The 20,654-nt window shown below is 73.1% G+C and carries 1 protein-coding gene (cut by a window edge); it reads right to left on the bottom strand.

The genetic code is table 11. The features are described from left to right. Positions 1–39 precede the first annotated feature (39 nt). Positions 40–20,654, bottom strand: partial view of a type I polyketide synthase gene (locus tag CRYAR_RS50180; protein WP_035851737.1) — the 3' end only. The gene runs 22,912 nt beyond the window's last position; 20,615 of the gene's 43,527 nt are visible here — the last part of the coding sequence; its start codon lies off the right edge, out of view — the gene reads right to left on this strand; the stop codon is at positions 40–42.

Genomic DNA, 20,654 nt, shown 5'->3' with positions numbered 1-20,654 from the left:
CTGGCTATCGGGAGTGGTCATCGCGCTCTCCAGGCTGCATCAGGGCGTGGTGTTCTCGGAGACCAGTCGCAGCAGGCTCTCGCCGTCCATGTCGTCGAGGGACGTGCTGGCTTCCGGGGCCGGGTCCGAGCTGTCGTCGTTCGTGGCTGCCTGCAGAATCAGGTCGAGCAGGCCGGCGCGGCGCAGCCGGGCGATCGGGACGGTGGCGAGCGCGGCACGGATCTGCGCGTCCGGGTCGGCCGGCGTGGCGCCGTTGCTGTCGGGGAACAGCAGGCCGTGCAGGTGCTGCGCCAGCGCGGTCGACGTCGGGTAGTCGAAGACCAGCGCGGCGGGCAGGGGCAGGCCGGTGCTGGCGCGCAGGCGGTTACGCAGTTCGACGGCGGTCACCGAGTCGAACCCGAGGTCGCGCATCGCCCGGCCGGCCGGGATCGCGTCGGCACCGTCGTGCCCGAGGGCGCGTGCGGCCTCCAAGCGGACGGTCCGCAGCAGCACCTTGACCCGATCCTCCGCGGGCAGCGGCGCCAGCTCGTGCCGCAGCGGCGAGCCGCCGGCCGGCTCGCCGGTGTCGTCGCGCAGCGCGTCGGCGACCTCGGGCAGGTCCGACAGCAGCGGGCTGGGACGTGCGGCGGTGAACGTCTCGGCGAAGCGTGGCCAGTCCATCGCGGTCACGGTCAGAGCGGTGTCCCCGCCGGTCAGCGCCTGTTCGAGCGCGGCGAGGGCCTGCTCGGACGGCATCGGCAGGACACCGCGTCGGCGCAGGCCTTCGACGACGGCCGGGTCGGCGGCCGCTCCCGCGCCGCCCCAGGCTCCCCAGGACACGGCGGTGGCCGGCAGGCCGAGGCCGTGCCGGTACTGGGCGAGGGCGTCGAGGTAGGCGTTGGCCGCGGCGTAACCGCCCTGGCCGCCGCCGCCCCAGACACCCGCACCGGACGTGAACAGCACGAACGCGTCGAGCGACGTGTCGGCCGTGAGCTCGTGCAGGGTCCGCCCGGCGTCGGCTTTCGGGCCGGTGATCCCGGCGAGCCCCTCCGTGGTGAGCTCGCTGACGGGCGCGTCGCCCTCGAAGACGGCGGCGGCGTGCACGACGCCGCGCAGGGGTCCGGCGTCCTGTACGACCATGGCGAGGCCCGCCCGGTCCGTGACGTCGCAGGCGACCACTGTCGCTTCGGCGCCGTCGCTTTGCAGGCGCGCGACGAGGTCGGCAGCGCCGGGCGCTTCCGGGCCGCGGCGGCTGATCAGGACGAGGTGCTCGGCACCGGAGCGGGCCAACCAGCCGGCGACGACCGCGCCAACACCGCCGGTCCCACCCGTGATCAACCAGGTCCCTGAAGTCCGCCACGCGGCCGCACCGTTGGTAGCCGCGCCGTTCGCGGCGCCGGTCGGGGCCGCAGCGGTCGGGACCGAGCCGGTCGGGGCGTGACGGAGGCGACGGCCGAACGTTCCGGTGGGCCGGACCGCCACCTGATCCTCGACGCCGCCGAGCGCCCCGGCCAGGCCGGCGGCGATCCGGTCGTCCACGTCGTCGGGAAGGTCGATCAACCCGCCCCAGCGGGTCGGCTCCTCCAGCGCGGCCACGCGGCCCAGACCCCAGATCATCGCCCGTGCCGGGTCCACGATCTCGCCGGGCTGCGTCGCCACGGCGTTGCGGGTCACGCACCAGACCGGACCGTCCGTGCGCCGCAGCGCCACAGCGACGTCCAGCGGGTCGTCGGCCAGACAGATCACGCCGTCGTAGGTTTCTCCGTCGTCGTCGATCGAGAGATCGTCGGCGTGGGTGCTTAGACCCTCGCGGACCTGGACCGCCCAGGCGTCCGGCGCCTCGGGCAGGACCAGCAGCCACCGCCCGGTCAGCCGCCCGGGACTCGTCGCCAGGGGGCTCCACCCGATCGTGTACCGCCACGAATCCGCCCGCGCGCTCGTGTCCCGGCGCTCCCGCCAGGCACTCAGCGCAGGCGCGACCACCGCCGCGGTCTCCTCGTCCAGCGCGAGCTGCGCCGCCAGCGCACCGGCGTCACCTCCACCGAGCGACTCCCACCATCCGTCGGACTCGATCACCGGTCCTCCACTGCCTTCGAGCCAGTAGCGACGCCGCTCGAACGCGTACGTCGGCAACGCCACCCGCCGCGGGTTCAGCCCCGCGAACCACGACGACCACTCCACGTCCACACCCGCGACGAACGCCGCACCCAGCGACGCCCCGAACCGGTCAAGGCCGCCGTCGTCCCGCCGGAGCGACTCGACCACCGCGACCGCGTCGTCGCCGCCCTGCCAGGCTTCGAACGTCTGCTCGATGCCGAGCCCCAACAGCGGATGCGCGGACATCTCCACGAACACCCGATGACCGTCCACGAACGCGGCCTCCACCGCCGAACGCATCCGCACGGTCTGCCGCAGGTTCGACAACCAGTAGGACGCGTCCAGCGTTTCGCCGTCGATCCTCGCCCCGGTCACCGTCGAGTACATCGGCACCCGCGGCACCATCGGCCGGATCCCGGCCAGCACCCGCAGCACCTCGTCCGCGACCTGATCCACCTGCGGACCGTGCGACGGATAGTCCACATTCACCCGACGCGCACGCACACCCTCGTACGTGAACCGCGCGTGGAGCTCGTCCAGCAGATCGTCCGGACCGCTGATCACCGTCGACGACGGCCCGTTCTCCGCCGCGACCGCCACCCCCGCCGGGAGCTCACCAAGCTCATCCACCGGCAGCGCCACCGACATCATCCCGCCGGTACCCCGCAACGCCACCAACGCCCGGCTCCGCAGACCCACGACCGCCGCCGCGTCACGCAGCGACAACGCCCCGGCGACATAGGCCGCCGCGATCTCACCCTGGGAGTGGCCGATCACCGCGCCCGGCGTCACCCCGAACGACTCCCACACCTGCGCGAGGCCCACCATCACCGTGAACAACACCGGCTGAACGACCTCAACCCGATCGAACACCGCCGAGTCGCCGTTGCCGACCACCGCGTCCACGATCGACACCCCGACCATCGGATCGAGGACCTCCGCACACTCCGTCACCGTGTCCCGGAACACCGCCGAGTTCGCCCACAACTCCCGACCCATCCCCCACCACTGCGCCCCCTGCCCCGGGAACACCCACACCGGAGCGACACCACGGGCACCGGACGAGGCCGGAACACCGTCAAGCGCGCCCACCAGCTCAGCCCTGGACGTGCCCCACACGACCGCCCGGTACGGCAACCGCGCCCGCGTCGACACCAGCGACCACCCGACGTCCACCGCCGGAACATCCGTCCCAACCACCGCGGACGCGAGCCGATCCGCCTGCCCACGCAACGCACCCGCCGACCGAGCCGACACCACCCACGGCACGAGCGCATCGGTCGTCGGGGCCGGGAGTTCCGGCACCGCCGGAGGCTGCTCCAGCACCACGTGCGCATTCGTGCCACTGATCCCGAACGCCGACACACCCGCCCGCCACGGCCGATCCACCGCCGGCCACTCCGTCGGTTCGGTCAGCAGCTCCACCGCACCAGCCGCCCAGTCCACGTGCGAAGACGGACGATCCACGTGCAACGTCGCCGGCACCACACCATGACGCAACGCCAACACCATCTTGATCACACCAGCGACACCCGCCGCCGCCTGCGCATGACCAATGTTCGACTTCACCGACCCCAACAACAACGGCCGCCGACGCCCCTGGCCATACGTCGCCAACAACGCCTGCGCCTCAATCGGATCCCCGAGAGCCGTCCCGGTGCCATGCGCCTCCACCACATCCACATCCGCCGGAGACAGCCCCGCCGAACCGAGCGCCGCCCGAATCACCCGCTGCTGCGACGGACCATTCGGCGCCGTCAACCCGTTCGACGCACCGTCCTGGTTCATCGCCGAGCCACGCACGACCGCGAGCACCTCATGGCCGTGACGCCGCGCGTCGGACAACCGCTCCACCACGACGACGCCGATCCCCTCGGCCATGCCGAAACCGTCGGCACCGTCGGAGAACGCCTTGCAGCGGCCGTCGGGCGAAAGGCCCCCCTGGCGCGAGAACGCGATCAACCCACCCGGGTTGGACATCACCATCACACCGCCGGCGAGCGCGAGGCTGCTCTCCCCCGTCCGCACGGACTGGCAGGCCAGATGCAACGCGACCAGCGACGACGAACACGCGGTGTCAAGCGTGACCGCAGGACCTTCGAGCCCGAACACGTACGCGACCCGACCGGAGATGACGCTGTGCGCGGATCCGGTCACCAGGTGCGGGTCGTCGCTCCGCACGTCGCTGCCGTAGTCCGCCGACACGGCACCGATGAAGGTGCCGGTCGACGTGCCACGCAGCGACGTGGGGTCGATACCGGCGTCCTCGAACGCCTCCCACGAGGCCTCGAGCAGCAGGCGCTGCTGCGGATCCATGGCGACAGCTTCCCGCGGCGAAATCCCGAAGAACCCTGGATCAAACTCGCCGACTCCAGTGAGAAACCCACCTCGAACGGTGTATGCGTCTCCCGGCCGATCCGGGTCCGGTTCGAACTGGATATCCGATTTGCTCCCACGGTCGGCGGGGAACGGCGCGATCGCGTCGACGCCGTCGAGGACGAGTTTCCACAGCTCATCGGGGCTGTTCACGCTGCCGGGGTAACGACAGGCCATGCCGACGATGACGATCGGGTCGTCGGTCGTGGCCACCGCGGCCGGTACCACCGGAACGGGCTCGGCCGCGCCGTAGAGCTCGTCGAGCAGGAACCGCGCCAGCGCGGTCGGCGTCGGGTAGTCGAACACCAGCGTCGCCGGGAGCGTGAGCCCGGTCGCCGCGGTCAGCCGGTTACGCAGGTCGACAGCGGTGACCGAATCGGCGCCCAGGTCGCGGAACGCGGCGTCGGTGCTGACGTCGGTGACCGAGGTGTACCCGAGGACGGTCGCGGTCTGCGCGCGGACGAGGTCGACGGCGGCCTGCTGCCGTTGCTGCGCGTCGAGCGCGGCCCAGCGCTGGGCGAGTCCGTCGAGCGGCTCCGACGTGGCGGTGGCGAGTGCCCGGACCTCGGGCAGATCGGCGATGAACGGACTCGGCCGTAGTGCGGTGTAAGCCACCGCGAACCGGTCCCACCGGACGTCGGCGATCATCACCGACGGCAACCCCGACCCCAGCGCGTCAGCGAGAGCCCTGGTGGCGAGCCGCGGTGCCATCGGCAGGAAGCCGTGACGGCGGGAGGTCTCCGCGTCGCCCAGGCCCGCGTCCCACGGTCCCCACGCGACGGTCAGCGCGGGGAGCCCCTGCTCGTGCCGCAACGCGGCCAACGCCTCCAGGTAGACGTTGCCGGGCGCGTAATTGCCCTGCCCGGGAACACCGAATACACCACCCGTGGAGGAGAACAGCACGAACGCCTCCACCGGCATCTCCGCCGTCAGCTCGTGCAGGTTCCACGCGCCACCGGCCTTGACCCGCAGCACACCCTCCAGCCGCTCCGGAGTCAGGTCCTCGATCAACCCGTCGTCCAGCACGGCCGCGGTGTGCACCACCATCCGCAGCGGCGGAAGCCCCGCCAGCGCCCCGGCGAGCGCCTCCCGATCGGCCACGTCACACGCGACCAGCGTCACCCGAGTACCCGACAGCTCCGCGAGCAGCTCGTCGGCGCCCGGCGACTCCGGACCCCGCCGGCTCAGCAGAACCAGATGCTCAGCACCGTTGGCGGCCAGCCAACGCGCCACCTCCCGGCCCAGACCACCCGTCCCACCGGTGACCAGGATCGTCCCGGACGGCACGGACCACGCGACGGGCTCGGCGCGGTCGTGCACGAGCCGACGCCCGAACAGCCCGGTGTCCCGCACCACGACCTGGTCCTCGGTTCCGGCCAGCGCGGCCCCGAACGCCCGCAGCGCGGTGTCCGACAGCTCCGCCGGCAGGTCGATCAACCCACCCCACCGATCCGGGTACTCCATCGCCACGACCCGGCCCAGACCCCACACCAGCGCCTGCTCGGGATCGGTGGCCACCGCACGCGTCACACACCACAGCGGCGCGTCGATCCCGTCGAGGCGCTGAACCAACGACAACGTCTCCGCCACGTCACCGAGCAGCGACAACACACCCGCGTAGGCACCCGCAGGCAGTTCGCCACCGCTCACTACCACCACATCGCCGACGACGTCGAGGAGCCGCGACACCCACGCGGACCCCGCGTGCTCCGCCGGAACCACGACCAGCCAGGTGCCCTCAGCGCGCGCCGACGACGTCGGCAGCGGCGACCAGACCTCGCGGTACCGCCAGGCCGAGACCGCCGAGCGGTCACGGTGACGGCGGCGCCAGTCGGCGAGCACGGGCAGCGCGGGCGCGAGCGCGGCGAGTTCGTCGGTGCCGAACCCGCTGCCGTCGAGGTCCCGGCGTTCGACGGCGTCCCAGAAGCGTGTGTCCTCCGCGTCGTGCTCCAGCGCGGCGGGAACGGGCTCCAGCCAGTACTTCTGCCGCTGGAACGCGTAGGTCGGCAGGGCGACCCGCTGCGGTGCGGCGGGCGCGTGCACCGCGGCCCAGTCGACGTCGACGCCGGCGACGTAGGCCTCGGCGAACGACGTCAGCATCCGGGCCGGGCCTCCGTCGTCACGGCGCAGGGTGCCCACGACGACGGCCGTGGCCGACGCGGCGCTGATCGTGTCGGTCAGGCCGACGCCCAGCACGGGATGCGGCGACACCTCTACGAACGCGCCGAACCCCTCGTCGAGCAGCCCGCGTACCGCGGTGTCGAAGCGCACCGGCTCACGCAGGTTCCGGAACCAGTACTCGGCGCCCAGCTCGGACCCGGAGATCCAGCGGCCCTCCACCGTGGAGAACATCCCGGTGTCCGACGCGACCGGGGTGAGGCCGGACAGCCGGGCCAGCAGCTCCTCGCGCAGCACGTCGACGTGCGGCGAGTGCGACGCGTAGTCCACGTCCACCCGGCGGGCACGGACGCCGGCGGCGTTCCAGGCGGCGGCCAGTTCGTCCAGCAGCCCGGCCTCGCCGGACACCACGATCGACGACGGGCCGTTCACTACCGCGAGCGCCACGCCGTCCGGCAACTCCGTGTCCGGCGGTACGGCCACCGAGAGCATGCCTCCCCGACCGGCGAGGTGCTCGGCGATCAGCGCCGCCCGGATCGCGACGATCCGCGCACCGTCGTCCAGCGAGAGCAGCCCGGCCACGCACGCCGCGGCGACTTCGCCCTGCGAGTGGCCCACGACCGCCGCCGGACGCACCCCCGCGGACTCCCAGACCGCGGCGAGCGACACCATCACCGCCCACAGCACCGGCTGCACGACCTCGACCCGATCGAACACCGCCGGATCGTCGAGGACGTCCGCCACCGACCAGCCCAGCGCATCCGAGCACTCGGCCAGCCGCGCCGCGAACACGGGTGACGTGGTCAGGAGCTCGCGCCCCATCCCGACCCACTGCGACCCCTGTCCCGGGAACACCATCGCGACCTGGCCGAGGTCCTGCGCCCAGCCGTGGACGATGCCCGGGCCGTCGAGGTCTCGGAGGGCGTCGGCGAGCGCGGAACGCTCGGCGGCGATCGCCACGGCCCGGTACGGCAGGGCCGCGCGGGTCCTCGCGAGCGACCAGCCCACGTCCGCCGCGGACAGGTGCGGACGCTCGTCGGAGAACGCGGCCAGCCGCGAGGCCTGCTCCCGAAGCCCGCCACCCGACCGAGCCGAAACCGCCCAGGCGACGGCCGCCCCACCGTCGTCCCCCGACGGCCCGACCGGCGCGGCGGCCGATTCGGACTCGGCCGGCCCGACCGCCGGGGCGAGCGTCGCCGCAGACGTGGCCTGCCCGAGCGTCGCCAGGCCGGGGGCCAAGACAGGAGTCGGGGCGGGTGGGGCCTGTTCCAGGAGTACGTGGGCGTTCGTGCCGCTGATGCCGAACGCGGAGACTCCGGCGCGCCAAGGCCGTCCGAGCGCGGGCCAGTCGGTGGCCGAGCTCAACAGGCGTACCGCGCCCGAGTCCCAGTCCACGTGCGACGACGGCGTCGCGGCGTGCAGCGTCGGCGGCAGCTGGCCGTGACGCAGGGCCTGCACCATCTTGATGACGCCGGCGACGCCGGCCGCCGCCTGGGTGTGCCCGATGTTCGACTTGATCGACCCGAGCCACAGCGGCCGGTCAGCGGGTCGGTCCTGCCCGTAGGTGGCGAGCAACGCCTGCGCCTCGATCGGGTCACCGAGCGCGGTGCCGGTGCCGTGGGCCTCGACCGCGTCGACGTCGGCGGCGGTCAGTCCGGCACCGGCCAGGGCCTGCCGGATCACCCGCTGCTGCGACGGCCCGTTCGGCGCCGTCAACCCGTTCGACGCACCGTCCTGGTTCATCGCCGAGCCACGCACGACCGCGAGCACCTCGTGGCCGTTACGCCGAGCGTCGGAAAGCCGTTCGACAACAACGAGGCCGACACCTTCCGACATGCCGATGCCGTCGGCGCCGTCGGAGAACGGCTTGCAGCGGCCGTCGGCGGCGAGCGCGCGCTGCCGGGACATGCCGACGAACGAGACCGGCGTCGACATCACCATGGCGCCACCCGCGACCGCCAGCGTGCTCTCCCCGGACCGTACCGACTGGCAGGCCAGATGCAGAGCGACGAGCGACGACGAGCACGCGGTGTCGAGCGTGACCGCGGGGCCTTCGAGCCCGAACACGTAGGAGATACGACCGGAGATGACGCTGGGCGCGGTGCCGGTGACCAGGTGTCCCTCGGCGGTGTCCGCGACCTCCGGGACGCTGAGCGCGTAGTCGGGGAAGCCCGCGCCGATGAACGTGCCGGTCGGCGTGCCCCGCAGCGTCGCGGGGTCGATGCCGGCGTCCTCGAACGCCTCCCAGGTGGCTTCCAGCAGCAGCCGCTGCTGCGGGTCCATCGCGACGGCCTCGCGCGGCGAGATCCCGAAGAAGCCGGGGTCGAACTCGCCGACGTCGGAGAGGAAACCACCGTGGGCGGTGTAGGTGCGGCCGGGCCGGTCGGGGTCGGGGTCGAACAGCGCGTCGGTTTCCCAGCCCCGGTCGGCGGGGAACGGGGTGATCGCGTCGACGCCGTCGGCGACGAGCCGCCAGAGCTGGTCGGGGTTGCTGACACCACCGGGGTAGCGGCAGGCCATGCCGACGATGACGATCGGGTCGTCGGTCGTCGCGACCACTGCCGGTAGCGCCGGTACGGGCTCGGCGGCGCCGTAGAGCTCGTCGAGCAGGAGCTGTGCCAGTGCGGCCGGGGTCGGGTAGTCGAACACCAGCGTGGCGGGCAGTTTGAGGCCGGTCGCCGCGGTCAGCCGGTTACGCAGGTCGACAGCGGTGACCGAGTCGGTCCCCAGGTCCTTGAACGGCGCCGCGGCGCTGACGTCGGCGGCGTCGGGGTAGCCGAGGACGGCCGCGGTCTGGGCGCGGACCAGGTCGAGCGCCGCGCGGTGACGCTGCCGGTCGTCCAGCGTGGACCAGCGTCCGGCGAGGCCGTCGAGCGGCTCCGGCGCGGCGGTCGCGAGCGCCCGCACTTCGGGCAGATCAGCGATGAACGGACTCGGGCGCAGCGCGGTGTAGGCGACCGCGAACCGGTCCCACCGGACGTCGGCGATCATCACCGACGGCAGCCCCGACCCGAGCGCGTCGGCGAGAGCCTGGGTGGCGAGCCGCGGCGGCATCATCATGAACCCGTGCCGCTGTGCGGTGGCACCGATTCCGGACTCGCCCATGCCGGCGCCGGCCCAGGTACCCCAGGCGACGGTGAGCGCGGGGAGCCCCTGCTCGTGCCGGAGCGCGGCCAGCGCTTCGAGGTAGACGTTGCCCGGCGCGTAGTTGCCCTGCCCGGGGACGCCGAACACGCCGCCCGTGGAGGAGAACAGCACGAACGCCTCGATCGGCATGTCGGCCGTCAGCTCGTGCAGGTTCCAGGCGCCACCGGCCTTGACCCGGAGTACACCGTCCAGGCGCTCCGGGGTCAGGTCCTCGATGAGGCCGTCGTCGAGCACCGCGGCGGTGTGCACCACCATCCGCAGCGGCGGAAGCCCCGCGAGCACTTCGGCGAGGGCATCCCGATCGGCCACGTCACAGGCGAGCAGCGTCACCCGGGTGTCCGACAGTTCAGCGAGCAGCTCGTCGGCGCCCGGGGACTCCGGACCGCGGCGGCTCAGCAGAACGAGGTGCTCGGCGCCGTTGGCGGCCAGCCAGCGCGCCACCTCCCGGCCCAGACCACCGGTGCCCCCGGTGACCAGGATCGGTCCGGACGGCACGGACCACGCGGTGCGCTCGACGTCGGCGGCGTGCTCCAACCGTCGGCCGTAGAGGCCGGAGTCGCGGACCGTGACCTGGTCTTCCACGCCGGTAAGCGCGGTCGCGAAGCCCTGCAGCGCGGTGTCCGACAGCTCGGCCGGCAGGTCGATCAACCCGCCCCAGCGATCCGGATGCTCCATCGCCACGACCCGGCCCAGACCCCACACCAGCGCCTGCTCGGGATCGGTGGCCACCGCACGCGTCACACACCACAGCGGCGCATCGATCCCGTCGAGGCGCTGAACCAACGACAACGTCTCCGCCACGTCACCGAGCAGCGACAACACACCCGCGTACGCACCCGCAGGCAGTTCGCCACCGCTCACTACCACCACATCGCCGACGACGTCGAGGAGCCGCGACACCCACGCGGACCCCGCGTGCTCCGCCGGAACCACGACCAGCCAGGTGCCCTCAGCGCGCGCCGACGACGTCGGCAGCGGCGACCAGACCTCGCGGTACCGCCAGGAGTCGATGAGTTCCTGGTCGGTGAGTGCCCGGTGGGTGGGGGCGGGGTCGAGCCAGTAGCGCTGGCGTTGGAAGGCGTAGGTGGGCAGGTCCACCCGGCGGGGGTTCGCCGAGGCGAACAGCGACGGCCAGTCGACGTCGACACCGGCGACGAACGCCTCGCCGAACGACGTGAACAGCCTGTGCAGCCCGCCGTCGTCCCTCCGCAACGAGCCCACCACCACGACGGGTTCATCACCGGCGATGTCGTTGAGCCCGACACCCAGAACCGGGTGCGGCGAGACCTCCACGAACACCCGGTAGCCCTCGGCGAGCAGGCCGCGGACGGCGGTGTCGAATTCCACCGGCTGCCGCAGGTTGCGGTACCAGTACTCCGCGTCCATCGCGGAGCCCTCGGCCCAGGCGCCCTCCACCGTGGAGAACATCGCCACCTCGGAGTCTGCGGGTGACACGTTCGCGAGGGCTGCCAGCAGGGCCGGGCGCAACCCCTCGACCTGCGCCGAATGGGCGGCGAAGTCCACGCCAGGGAGGGCCCAGCGCATCACACCCTGGGCGGCGAGCCGCCGCTCCACCGTGCCGATCGCGCCCGGGGAGCCGCTGACCGTGACCGACCGGGGGCCGTTGACCGCCGCGACCGAGACCTCCAGATCGGCGATCAGCTCGCGCACCCGATCCGCGGACTCCAACACCGAGAGCATCGCGCCGCGACCAGCCAGTTTCGAGGCGATCAGACCCGCCCGCGCGGACACGATCCGGGCGCCGTCTTCCAGCGAGAGGATCCCCGCGACACACGCGGCAGCGACTTCACCTTGGGAATGGCCCACCACCGCGGCGGGGCGCACGCCGACGGACTCCCACACCGCCGCCGTGGACACCATCACGGCCCACAGAACCGGCTGCACCACCTCGACCGCGTCCGAATCCAGCGCATCAGCGACCGACCAGCCCAGCGCCTCCGAACACTCCGCCAGCCGCGCCGCGAACACCTCCGAGGAAGCCAGCAACTCCCGGCCCATCCCCGCCCACGCCGCATCCTGACCGCCAAAAACGAACACCGGACGGGTCGCGTCGGGCAGCACACTGCCGGTCACCACCCCCTGGGTCGGAACGCCCGCGGCGAGCGCGTCCAGGCCATCGATCCCGGTGAGAACCACCGCACGGTGCGCCAGCCGCGCCCGCGACGACACCAGCGACCACCCCACGTCGAGGGCCGACGCCGCCGACCCGCGGACGAACCCCGCCAGCCGACCCGCCTGACCGGCAAGAGCCTCCGCCGACCGCCCGGACACCACCCACGGCACCACGTCCAGCGCCGCGGCCGAGGGCTGCTCAAGGGTCACGCGGGCACCACGGTCCGGCGCAGCAGCCGGGGGCTGCTCGAGGATCACGTGGGCGTTCGTGCCGCTGATTCCGAACGCCGACACACCCGCACGCCACGGGCGGTCCACCGACGGCCACTCCGTCGGCTCGGTGAGCAGGCGCACCGCTCCGGAGTCCCACTCCACGTGCGACGACGGCGTCTCGGCGTGCAGCGTGCGCGGCAGCACGCCATGGCGCATCGCCTGCACCATCTTGATCAGCCCGGCGACACCGGCCGCAGCCTGCGTGTGCCCCATGTTCGACTTGATCGAGCCGAGCCACAGCGGCCGGTCGGCCGGGCGGTCCTGCCCGTAGGTCGCGAGCAGCGCGTGGGCTTCGATCGGGTCACCGAGCGTCGTGCCCGTACCGTGCGCCTCGACCACGTCCACCTCGGACGGCACCAGACCACCGGCCGCCAGCGCCTGCCGGATCACCCGCTGCTGCGCCGGACCGTTCGGCGCGGTGAGCCCGTTCGACGCACCGTCCTGATTGACCGCCGACCCCCGCACCACCGCCAACACCTCGTGCCCGAGGCGACGCGCGTCGGAGAGCCGCTCGAGGACGAGCATGCCGACGCCCTCGCCCCACACGGTGCCGTCGGCGCCGTCGGCGAACGACTTGCACCGGCCATCGGGGGCGAGAACCCGCTGCCGGGAACCACCGACGAGCGCGGCCGGCGTCGACATGATCGTGGCGCCGCCGACGAGCGCGAGCGTGCTGTCGCCGCTGCGCAGAGACTGCGCGGCCAGGTGCAGCGCGACCAGCGACGACGAGCACGCGGTGTCGAGCGTCACGGCGGGGCCGTGCAGCCCGAGCGTGTACGCCACACGGCCGGACAGGATGCTCGGCGCGGTGCCGGTGATGAGATGGACGTCGGTGCCTTCCGGTGCCTCGGGCAGCGCGAGCGCGTAGTCGGGGTAACCGGCGCCGATGAACGTTCCGGTGAGGCTGCCGCGCAGCGTGGACGGGTCGATGCCGGCGCGTTCGAGGGCTTCCCAGGTGGTCTCCAGGACGAGTCGCTGCTGCGGGTCCATCGCGAGGGCTTCGCGGGGCGAGATGCCGAAGAAGCCTGGGTCGAAGCGGCCGACGTCGCCGACAAAACCGCCCTGCAGCGTGTAGGTGCGGCCGGAGCGGTCCGGGTCGGGGTCGAACAGCGCCGCGAGGTCCCAGCCGCGGTCGGCCGGTGCGTCGGTGACCGCGTCGACGCCGTCGGCGACGAGCTGCCACAGCGCCTCGGGGGTGTCGGCGCCGCCGGGGTAGCGGCACGCCATGCCGACGATGACCACGGTGTCGTCGTCCGACGCGGTGGCAGTGACGGTCAGGGCAGGCGCGGCGACCGTTTCGCCGGCCAGCTTCGTGTAGAGGAAGTCGACGAGCGCGACCGGATCCGGGTAGTCGAACACCATCGTCGCGGGCAGCCGCAGCCCGGTGACGGCGGCGAGGCGGGTGCGCAGGTCGACGGCGATCACCGAGTCGAACCCGAGGTCGCGGAACGCTCGCTGTTCGAGCACGGCGTCCGTGGAGTCGCGGCCGAGCGCGGCGGCGGCTTCGGTGCGCACGATCGACAGCAGCTGCCGGCGGGCGTCCGCGGCGGGCAGCCGGCGCAGCTGCGCGGCGTATTCGCCGAGGTCGGTCGGCTCGTCGTCGCCGGGGCGGGCGACCTGCAGCTCGCCGAGCAGCGGGCTCGGGCGGACGGCGGTGAACGTGGGGGCGAAGCGGTCCCAGTCCATCGCGGTGACGGTGGCCGTGGTTTCGGAGCGACTCAGCGCGTGTCCGAGCGCGGTGACGGCCTGTTCGGCGCTGATCGCGACGACACCCTGGCGGCGCAGCGCGGCGGCGGTCGGCTCGTCGAGGTCGGCGTCGACTCCGCCGAGGGAGAGGGCGGTCGCGGGCAGGCCGCGGTGGTGCCGGTACTCGGCGAGCGCGTCGAGGAACGCGTTCGCGGCGGCGTAGCCGGCCTGTCCGGCCGCTCCGAGAACGCCGTTGATCGACGTCAGGAGCACAAACGCGTCGAGGTCAACGCCGTCGGTGAGGTGGTGCAGGAGCCAGGCGTCGTCCATCTCGGCGCGCAGCGAGGCCCCGAGGCGATCCCCGTCGACGCGGTCGAGCGACTCCCCGTCGTCAATCGCGACAGCAGTGTGCACGACACCACGCAGCACCGTCGCTTCGCCCAGGGCAGCGGGACTCGGCACGACGGTCACGCGCACGCCGTCAGCACGAAGCCGCTTCACGATGCCGGGAGTGTCGTCGGAGACCGCGCCGTCTGGGGCCGCCCCGTAGTCGGGCGCGCCGTCGGGGGCGGCGCTGTCGCCGGTCAGGACCAGGTGTTCGGCGCCTTGGTGGGCTAGCCAGGTGGCGACGGCGGCGGGGAGGCCGCGGGTGCCGCCGGTGACCAGCCAGGTGCCGGAGGTGTGCCAGTGCCCCGGCGGCAGCGCGGCGGGAGCGGCGGGGCGCAGCCTGCGCCCGTGGACTCCCCCGGCCCGGACCGCGACCTGGTCCTCGGTGCCGCCCAACACTCCGGCGAGCCCGGTGATGATCCGCTCGTCGAGGGTCGCCGGCAGGTCGATCAGGCCGCCCCACCGGTCGGGCTGCTCCAGCGCGGCCACCCGGCCGAGACCCCAGATCGCGGCCTGCGCCGGGTCGACGTCACCCTCGGTGTCGACCACTACCGCCGCCCGCGTGACGCACCACACCGGACCGTCCGCCCGCGCCAGCACCGCAACCACATCCAGCGGCGAGCCCGGCAGACAGATCACCCCGTCGTACGCCCCGCCGTCGTCAGCGACCGTCAAGTCGTCGGCGACCGTCAGGTCGCCGTGGGCCCCGGGGTCGTCAGCGACCGTCAAGTCGTCGGCATAGGCGCGCAGAGCCTCACTTACCCGCACCGCCCACGCGTCCGGCGCCTCGGGCAGGACCAGCAGCCACCGCCCGGCCAAGCGCCCCGCGCTCACCGGCAGCGGACTCCACCCCACGGCGTACCGCCACGAATCGAGCCGCGCCGTGGTGTCCCGACGCTCCCGCCACGCACGCAGCGCGGGCGCGACCACCGCCGCGGTCTCCTCGTCCACCGCGAGCTGCGCCGCCAGCGCACCGGCGTCACCTCCACCGAGCGACTCCCACCATCCGTCGGACTCGATCACCGGTCCTCCACTGCCTTCGAGCCAGTAGCGACGCCGCTCGAACGCGTATGTCGGCAACGCCACCCGCCGCGGGTTCAGCCCCGCGAACCACGACGACCACTCCACGTCCACACCCGCGACGAACGCCGCACCCAGCGACGCCCCGAACCGGTCAAGGCCGCCGTCGTCCCGCCGGAGCGACTCGACCACCGCGACCGCGTCGTCGCCGCCCTGCCAGGCTTCGAACGTCTGCTCGATGCCGAGCCCCAACAGCGGATGCGCGGACATCTCCACGAACACCCGATGACCGTCCACGAACGCGGCCTCCACCGCCGAACGCATCCGCACGGTCTGCCGCAGGTTCGACAACCAGTAGGACGCGTCCAGCGTTTCGCCGTCGATCCTCGCCCCGGTCACCGTCGAGTACATCGGCACCCGCGGCACCATCGGCCGGATCCCGGCCAGCACCCGCAGCACCTCGTCCGCGACCTGATCCACCTGCGGACCGTGCGACGGATAGTCCACCTGCACCCGGCGCGCACGCACACCCTCGTACGTGAACCGCGCGTGGAGCTCGTCCAGCAGATCGTCCGGACCGCTGATCACCGTCGACGACGGCCCGTTCTCCGCCGCGACCGCCACGCCCGCCGGGAGCTCACCAAGCTCATCCACCGGCAGCGCCACCGACATCATCCCGCCGGTACCCCGCAACGCCACCAACGCCCGGCTCCGCAGACCCACCACGGTCGCGGCATCCCGCAAAGACAACGCCCCGGCGACGTACGCCGCCGCGATCTCACCCTGCGAGTGGCCGACCACCGCGCCCGGCGTCACTCCGAACGACTCCCACACCGACGCCAGGCCCACCATCACCGTGAACAACACCGGCTGTACGACCTCGACCCGGTCGAACACGGAGTCGTCACCGACACCCACGACCGCGTCCACGATCGAGGCACCCACCATCGGATCGAGAACCTCGGCACACTCCGTCACCGTGTCCCGGAACACCGCCGAGTTCGCCCACAGCTCGCGGCCCATCCCCCACCACTGCGCGCCCTGACCGGGGAACACCCACACCGGGGCGACGCCCCCGTCTGCGCTGCTACCCGGGGTGACGCCTGCGAGCCGGGCCGTCAGTTCAGCCGTGGAATCGCCCCACACGACCGCCCGATACGGCAGCCGAGCCCGGCTCGTCGCCAGCGACCACCCGACATCCATCGCGGAGGCCTCCCCCGCGGCGAACGCGGACGCCAGCCGAGCCGCCTGATCGCGGACCGCCGGCGCCGAACGGGCCGACACAACCCACGGCACCAGGGCCCCACTAACCGGAGACGGGCCCTCCGGCACCACCGGAGCCGCCGAGCCCGGGAGCGCAGGCGCCGCCGGAGCCTGCTCCAGCACCACGTGCGCGTTCGTGCCGCTGATCCCGAACGCCGACACACCCGCACGCCACGGCCGGTCCACCGACGGCCACGCGGTCGCCGACGTCAGCAGACGCACGTCACCAGTGGCCCAGTCCACGTGCGACGACGGGCGATCGACGTGCAACGTCGCCGGCAACACGCCGTGACGCAACGCGAGCACCATCTTGATGATCCCGGCCACGCCGGCCGCCGCCTGCGCGTGACCGAGGTTGGACTTCACCGAGCCCAGCCACAGCGGGCGATCCGCGGGCCGGTCCTGGCCGTAGGTCGCCAGCAGCGCCTGCGCCTCGATCGGGTCGCCGAGCGTCGTGCCGGTGCCGTGCGCTTCCACCACGTCGACGTCGGTCGCGGACAGTCCCGCCGACGCCAGCGCCGCGCGGATCACCCGCTGCTGCGACGGACCGTTCGGCGCGGTGAGGCCGTTCGACGCACCGTCCTGGTTGATCGCCGAGCCCCGCACCACCGCGAGCACCTCGTGGCCGTTGCGCCTGGCGTCGGACAGCCGTTCCACCACGACGACGCCGATGCCCTCGGCGAGACCGATGCCGTCGGCGGCGTCGGCAAATGCCTTGCACCGGCCGTCGGCGGCGAGCGCACGCTGCCGGGAGAAGCCGGTGAAGCCGCCGGGCGTCCCCATCACCATGACGCCGCCCGCGATCGCGAGCGTGCTCTCACCGGAACGCAGCGACTGGACGGCCAGGTGCAGCGCGACCAGCGACGACGAGCACGCGGTGTCCAGGGTGACCGCGGGGCCTTCCCAACCGAACGTGTACGAGACGCGGCCGGACAGCACGCTGGGAGCGGTGCCGGTCACCAGGTGCCCCTCGGAGCCTTCGACGGGCCGCTGCACGCTGGACGCGTAGTCCGCGGCCCCGGCGCCGATGAACGCGCCGGTGCGGCTGCCGCGCAGGGTCGACGGGTCGATGCCCGCGTCCTCGATCGCCTCCCACGACGTCTCGAGCAGCAGACGCTGCTGCGGGTCCATCGCGGCCGCCTCACGCGGCGAGATGCCGAAGAAGTCGGTGTCGAACTGGGCGGCGCCGTGCAGGAAGCCGCCCTTCGTCACGTAGGTGGTGCCGGGCCGGTCGGGGTCGGGGTCGTAGATCGCCCCGGCGTCCCAGCCCCGGTCGGTGGGGAAGTCGGAGATCGCGTCGGTCTCGTCGATCACGAGCCGCCACAGGTCCTCGGGGCGCTCGACGCCGCCGGGGTACCGGCAGGCCATGCCGACGATGACGATCGGGTCGTCGGTCGTCGCCACCGCCGTCGGGGCCTCGGTTTCCGGCGCGGACGCGGTGCCGATGAACTCGTCGAGCAGGTACTGGGCCAGCGCCGACGGCGTCGGGTAGTCGAACACGAGCGTGGCAGGCAGCGTGCGGCCGGTGGCCGTCGAAAGCCGGTTGCGCAGGTCGACGGCGGTGACCGAGTCGAAGCCGCTGTCCTTGAACGCGTGCCGCTCCGCGATCGGATCGGCGGAGGCGTACCCGAGCACCGCGGCAGCCTGCGACCGCACGAGGTCGAGGACGACCTGCCGGCGTTCGGCGGCCGGCAGCGGGCGGAGCCGGCCGGCGAACGCGCCGTCGGCGTCGAGCTCCGCGGTCCGCGCCGCGTCGAGGGCCCTGCGGACGTCCGGTACGTCGTCGAAGAGTCGGGTGGCGCGGCCGGACGTGTAGATCGGGTAGTAGGTGTCCCAGGTGATGTCGGCGACGGCGACCGCGGCGTCCTGCTCGTCGATCGCCAGCCGGAGCCCGTCGAGGGCCAGCCGGAGGTCCATGAACTTCAGGCCGGTGCGCAGGACGTCGAGCGGGTCGAACGTGGCGTCGGTGACATCGTCGGGCCACTTGCCCCAGTGCACCGACGTCGCGGGCAGACCGCGCGACCGGCGGCTCGCGGCGAGCGCGGCGAAGTGCGCGTTGGCGGCGACGTAAGCGGCGTGCCGCCCACTGCTCCACATCCCGGCGGTGGACGCGTACAGCACGAACGCGTCGAGGTCCGCGTCGGCCAGGAGCTCGTCGAGGTTCGTGGCCCCGGCGACCTTGGCGTGCACGACCCGGGAGAACGAGTCCAGGTCGAGCTCGTTGATGGCCTGCAGCTCGATCACGGCGGCGGTGTGGAACACCGACCGCACCGGGTGGCCGGCCGCGGCCAGCCCGGCGAGCAGCTCACCGAGCGCGTCGCGGTCGGTGACGTCGCACGACACGACGTCGATCCGAGCTCGCGGCGACAGCTCGGCGACGAGGTCGGCGGCTCCGGGTGCGGCCGGTCCGCGGCGGCTGACCAGCACGAGGTGCTCGGCACCGGCGTCGACGAGCCAGCGGGCGAGGTGCGGTGCGATCGTGCCGGTGCCGCCGGTGAGCAGGATGGTGCCGCGCGGCGCCCAGTGCTGGTCGGAGCGCCGGACGGCCGGTGCGGGGACGATCCGGCGGATCCACAGGCCGGTGTCGCGGACGGCGACCTGATCCTCGTCGCCGCCGAGCGCACGGACGAGACCGTCGACGGAGTCGCCGGGTGGCAGGTCGACGAGGCCGCCCCAGCGGCCGGGGAACTCCAGCGCGGCGGTCCAGCCGACGCCCCACGCCTGGGCGAGCGTGGGGTCGAGCAGCGGGTCGCCGGTGCCGACGCTGACCGCGCCGCGGGTCACCGCCCAGAGCGGTGCCTCGATCCCGGCGTCGCCGAGCGCCTGGACGAGCACTACCGACAGGGCGACGCCGAGCGTCAGCTCCGGGTGGCGCGTACTGCGCCACCCGGCGCCCGCAACGACCGAGACGACGCCCTGGAGGTCCTCGACGCCCTGGAGGCGTGCCGCGAGCTCGGCGCGGTCGACGCACGACTCGTCGAGCACGATCCGGCGCACGTCCGCTCCGGCGGCGGCCAGCGCGTCGGCCTCGGACGTGCCGGTGAGCCCGTCGACGCTGATCAGCAGCCAGGTTCCGGTGAGCGTGGCCGGTGCCGGTGAGGTCCACGGCCGCCAGACCTCCCGGTAGCGCCAGGCGTCGGTGACGTCGCGGTCACGGCGTCGGCGACGCCAGTCGGCCAGGGCGGGCAGCACTTCGGCGAGGGCATCCGCGTCGACCGCCGTCGTGGCGGCGATGGCGCGGAGGTCGTGACGCTCGACGGCGTCCCAGAAGCGGGCGTCCTCGGGGTCGGTTTCGGTGCGGGGTTGGCCGGTCGGGAGCCAGTAGCGCTGGCGTTGGAAGGCGTAGGTGGGCAGGTCGATCCGGCGAGCATTGGCGGGTGCGAACACCGCGCTCCAGTCGACGTCGACGCCGGCGACGAACGCCTCGCCGAACGACGTGAACAGTCTGTGCAGCCCACCGTCGTCCCGGCGTAGCGAACCGACCACGACGACGGGTTCGTCACCGGCGATGTCGTTGAGCCCCACGCCCAGAACCGGGTGCGGCGAGACCTCGACGAACACCCGGTAACCCTCTTGCAGCAGACCGCGGACGGCGGTCTCGAACTCCACCGGCTGCCGCAGGTTGCGGTACCAGTACTCCGCGTCCATCGCCGATCCCTCGACCCAGGCGCCCTCCACCGTGGAGAACATCGCCACGCCGGAGTCCGCCGGTGACACGCCTTCGAGGGCTTCCAGCAGCGCCGGGCGCAGCCCCTCCACCTGCGCTGAATGCGCGGCGAAATCCACCCCGGGCAGGGCCCATCGCATCACACCCGCGGCCGCCAGACGCCGCTCCAACGCCCCGATGGCCTCCGGGGAGCCGCTGACCGTGACCGACCGGGGGCCGTTCACCGCCGCAATCGACACGTCCAGGTCAGCGATCAGCGCACGCACCCGCTCGGCGGACTCCAGCACCGAGAGCATCGCCCCGTGGCCGGCCAGTTCCGAGGCGATCAGACCCGCCCGAGCCGACACGATCCGGGCGCCGTCCTCCAGCGAGAGGATCCCTGCCACACACGCGGCAGCGACCTCACCCTGCGAATGACCCACCACCGCCGCCGGGCGAACACCGACCGACTCCCACACCGCCGCCGTGGACACCATCACCGCCCACAGAACCGGCTGCACCAGGTTCG

Source organism: Cryptosporangium arvum DSM 44712 (assembly GCF_000585375.1).
GTDB lineage: Bacteria > Actinomycetota > Actinomycetes > Mycobacteriales > Cryptosporangiaceae > Cryptosporangium > Cryptosporangium arvum.
The sequence above is the reverse complement of the archived record's forward strand: the minus strand, read 5'-3'. Positions and strand labels throughout refer to the sequence as shown.